Source organism: Acidithiobacillus sp. TH-A35 (assembly GCF_057473505.1).
Window position 1 is genome coordinate 1 of the sequence record NZ_JBYCKR010000143.1, and the last position, 4035, is coordinate 4035.

The following is a 4035-nucleotide window of genomic DNA, read 5'->3' on the forward strand; positions in this document are numbered from 1 at the left end:
AGCTTTCTGACAGCGATCCATCACATGGATGAAGTCCTGAAAGGGCACCCCTTTGTCAGCGGCAATAGTGATCTGGGTTTTACTGGGATCACCATCAGCAGCGAGCATTTTCTGCAGACCGTCGAGATTATAGTGATGACCCTTCACATCCACCGATCCATCCTTATCGATATTGATGGTGTAGTGCGGGCGCGGAAGCTGCTGCGCCTGACTGGAGGCTGGAAGCTGCAAATTCAGGCCCTTATCGGGGATCATTTGCAGCGTGATCATGATAAAAAACACCAAGAGGAAGAGCATGATGTCGATCATGGGGATGATCTCCACCCGGCCCTTCTTCTGCTCGAAGTAACGGCGCTCCATCAACTGGCCCTCGCCACAGACAACACTTCACTGCGCTGCTTATCACTATTGTCCGGCGTGATCATGGGTTGACCGTCCATCCGATTGAGCAGCATGGTCTTTACGGAATCCAGTTGCAGGAGAATCTGCCGCACCTGATTGTTGAAGGCATTGAAAGCCACCAGACCGAGCATGGCGATAAACAGGCCAGTTGCCGTGGCGACCAGCGCGTCAGCCACACCGCCGGTGACTGCCGTAGGCGCGTGTCCCGGAGCGGCCAGCACCGAAAAGGCGTGGAACATACCGATAATCGTGCCGAACAAACCCAGCAGCGGCGCTAAGGTGATGATAGTGTCCAGCAACCACAGACGGCGATCCAGTTGCGGCGCCAACACCAGCACACTTTCTTCGAGACGGCTGGCGAGGGCTTCGCCCTTGACCTGTCCGTGATGGGAAGCGGCCATTCGCAGCAAAGTGGCTTCGGGCAGGTCTCCTGCGCTTTCGGTCATTTTATTGAGCGTTTCACGATCGAGCCGACCATGGCTACCCAACTCCTGTACGAACACCAGTCCACGCAGAATGGTGCGCCGCAGGTACCAAAAGCGGTCTACCATCACCGCCAGTTCAACCAGCAGCAGAATACCAAGTACGTAAAGAACGCCATCTGAATAGTTGGCGAGATGAATGAGATATTGCAGGTTCATGGGAGTCCCTCTTCAAACGAAGACGCTACCATAGCAAATCAATGTGACAGTTTTATGAACCTTTTATGACAATTTTACGTCAATGGCACTTTTCTAAGGCAAGCTCATCCGTAGAACCCGCCTTTCCGACGAAAAAGTCCGACCTGGATGCATGGCACTGAGTAAGTCCACTCGGCGCTTCTCCTAAAATCAGAATACGTGCCCGATAGAGCGGATCCGTCCCCACGGGAGGAGGATTACTGCAGTGGAATGGTTTGCTGTTCAGGCTGCTGTGGCGCCGTTGGCTGGTTGCTGGCCGGGGGCAACACCACCCCCGCCGGGGCTTGAGGGCTGGCGGTCATGCCCAGCCGCTGCGAAAGAAGTTTTTGGAACTGCAAAGACATCGGCTTGTCGCCAAAAGTCCCAATGCGGATATTGGCCTTGGTAACATCCGTTGCCATGGACGTCAGCGTCACCTTGACCGTCTGTCCCTCTTGGGTAGTACCCTCAAGCAAATACTCAGAAGGACGTTTGCGGATTTCGCCGTTATAGCGAATGCCCATTTCTCCGAATGCCGCCCGGGACGCCGCACTGACCTGACTCACAGAGGTCGGGTAGAACGCGTAGAAATTGGCGACACCGCCGTTCTCCACATAAGCTACCGCCCCGCCGCCAGCTCCTGCTGCAACAAGCGCCACACATCCGCCAAGCGGCAGCGTCGCCACCGCACCAGCTGCCACCGCCAACCACGCCAACCGCCGCTGCATCGCCATGCCAACCCCCTAGCCCCGTGAAAGAAAGTGGAAAAAATGGCTACAAAAAAACCCGGCAGAACCGGGCTTCTTCAGTTTTTTGGTACCGAGAGTCGGACTCGAACCGACACGATGTCACCACCACCGGATTTTGAGTCCGGCGCGTCTACCAGTTCCGCCATCCCGGCAAAATACCTGCACACATAATAAGGGGTCTGCCCGCCCTAAGCAAGACCGGGCAGATAACCAGAGATTAACGCCATCCCCAGCCTGGGCCTCCCCACCAACCCCAAGGTCCCCAAGGACCGCCATACCAGCCACCATTGATAAAGACCGTGGTCGGTTCAGGTTCTTCCACCGGCCACAAATACACGGTACTGGCTTGCAGAGTTGGGTAGGGATACCCGTACCCTCCAACCTTTTCCACCTGCACCCCAGTCACCGTACCCACAAAGGTAAGCTCCCGTCCCGCCGCATAAAGCACCGGGTCGTAGAACCCTGGAGCACAGGCGATAAACCGCCCTTCATCGGACTTTTTCTGACCCAGATAAGGCCGCCCATCCTGACGCAGGGGCAGCGCCATTACCGTAAAGCACGTCTCCTGAGCCTTCGGCTGCGCCTGAATCAGCGTGCCCCCCCAGCGCACCAGCTTTCCGTTTTCCGCACCCGTCTGCGCCTGATGCGGTGTAATGGGCGGGAACTGCCCACTCACCGGCGTAACCGTTGCGCACCCCCCCAAAGCTATCGCCGCGATCACACCCGTCAATGCCTTCACTATGTTCATTGTCCCCTCCTGCAGCATCGCCATCGTTCACAGACAACCACCACAGTATAGACCATCTTCCCGAGCACATTACTGTGTCGACCCAAGTGCTTGCAGGGCGCTACACAGCCCGTTAATCATCCACAAAGGCGCCACACCAGCAGAGCGTCATATCCGTCTGCGCCGTTGGGAACAGCACGTCAGTGGCACTGACCTCGGCTATACCTGGGCCTCTTCATCACACCGTCTTACACGGCCCAGGACAACTCCGCACAGAGCCCGCCACCGGCGGAATTGAATAGGCGCAGGCGCATCCCCTGCGCCTCTGCCAATTGACGGGCAATAGCCAGACCAAGGCCACTGCCCTCACTATGCCCTCGCGCATCATCCAGACGAATGAACGGCTCAAAAACCTTCTCCAGATCCGCCTCCGGAATCCCCGAGCCAGCATCGCATAGACGTAACAGGAGATGCCCCGGCGTTTTCTGAAACTCTGCCGTCACCCTCCCGCCACCGTAACGCAAAGCATTATCCAACAGATTGGACAACAGACGGCGCAAAGCCTCCCGGTCTCCCCGGAAGGGATAACGACGCGGTAATGTTGCCTCCCAGTGGCCGCCCTCCCGCTCGAAATCTGCTCCCACTTCGGCCAGCAATACCATCAGATCAAAATCTGCCACCTTCGCCGCCATACCGCGACCCAGCGCAAGAGATTGGGCCAGCAGTTCATCCATTCGCTCCATATCCTGCAGCATACCGTCCCGAAGACGCTGCGGCGTAGTCTCCGGCAACAGCTCCCAAGCCATACGCAGGCGCGCCAGCGGTGAACGCAGATCGTGGGAAATCCCGGTCAGCAATAACGACTGATGATTAACCATCGCCTGCAAACGGGTTCGCAGATTAGCGAAAATATTGAGGATATTCTGGAACTCATAAGCACCGCCACGCGGCAAACTCGGCAGCGGTGCCTTTAACGATCCACGCAATGCCTCTGAAATCACCCCGAGAGGCCGTAATACCCGACGTACCAAAATCATCGTCAACACCAACAGTGCGAGTGTTGAAAAAGCCAGCACAAAAATCATGGCAATGGGCAGAGACGAGGCCAACCGCCCTCGGTCAAAATGTACCCAAACCGTTTGACCGGAAACAGTAACCGGCACCCAAAACGTACGCACGCTCCCGCCCAAAACGTCCACATGCACAGGTTCTCCTAAACGTCTGGCCAGCGCACGACTTAGCAACCAGCCGTATATATGTCCATGGGTATGCTTTATAGAACGGTCCAGATGCGCGGCAATTTCTACCCCATTGTCGGCCCGCAGGCTGGCTAAAAAAGCGGGGCGCTCTTGCGGAGACAGTTCGGCATAGGTTTTCGCACTGATCACAATCAAACCTGCCAGGTCCTCTGCCGAGCGCTCCGCCAGGGGATAAAGTACCGTGGCGACAATCATGACCAACGTCAAAACCTGCAGCACGACAATGCCCAGCCCCAAAG

At 56.7% G+C, this 4035-nt stretch carries 5 protein-coding genes and 1 tRNA gene; all 6 read right to left on the reverse strand.

The annotated features are described in order from the left end of the window. Nucleotides 1-360 (reverse strand): ExbD/TolR family protein (locus tag AC2VNK_RS04975; protein ID WP_486883041.1); only part of this gene is annotated, 360 nt, incomplete at its 3' end. Continuing rightward, nucleotides 360-1043, reverse strand: a complete 684-nt coding sequence (locus AC2VNK_RS04980) for a MotA/TolQ/ExbB proton channel family protein (RefSeq protein WP_291522199.1) — start codon at nt 1041-1043, stop codon at nt 360-362. The genes AC2VNK_RS04980 and AC2VNK_RS04975, both read right to left, overlap by 1 nt. A 236-nt stretch (nt 1044-1279) precedes the next feature. After that, nucleotides 1280-1795 (reverse strand): DUF3568 family protein, encoded by a 516-nt coding sequence (locus tag AC2VNK_RS04985; protein ID WP_486883042.1) that lies wholly within the window; start codon nt 1793-1795, stop codon nt 1280-1282. A gap of 80 nt (nt 1796-1875) precedes the next feature. Then, nucleotides 1876-1962 (reverse strand) — tRNA-Leu (locus AC2VNK_RS04990). Between the two features lie 65 nt (nt 1963-2027). Next, nucleotides 2028-2558, reverse strand: a complete 531-nt coding sequence (locus AC2VNK_RS04995; protein WP_291523198.1) for a Slp family lipoprotein — start codon at nt 2556-2558, stop codon at nt 2028-2030. 227 nt (nt 2559-2785) lie between these two features. Next, nucleotides 2786-4033 (reverse strand): sensor histidine kinase, encoded by a 1248-nt coding sequence (locus AC2VNK_RS05000; RefSeq protein WP_486883043.1) that lies wholly within the window; start codon nt 4031-4033, stop codon nt 2786-2788. Nucleotides 4034-4035: the final 2 nt, after the last annotated feature.

Excerpts from the sequence above, each read along its gene's own strand:
- AC2VNK_RS04980 (WP_291522199.1), bottom strand. The coding sequence starts at position 1,043 with ATGAACCTGCAATATCTCATTCATCTCGCCAACTATTCAGATGGCGTT.
- AC2VNK_RS04985 (WP_486883042.1), bottom strand. The coding sequence starts at position 1,795 with ATGGCGATGCAGCGGCGGTTGGCGTGGTTGGCGGTGGCAGCTGGTGCG.
- AC2VNK_RS04995 (WP_291523198.1), bottom strand. The coding sequence starts at position 2,558 with ATGAACATAGTGAAGGCATTGACGGGTGTGATCGCGGCGATAGCTTTG.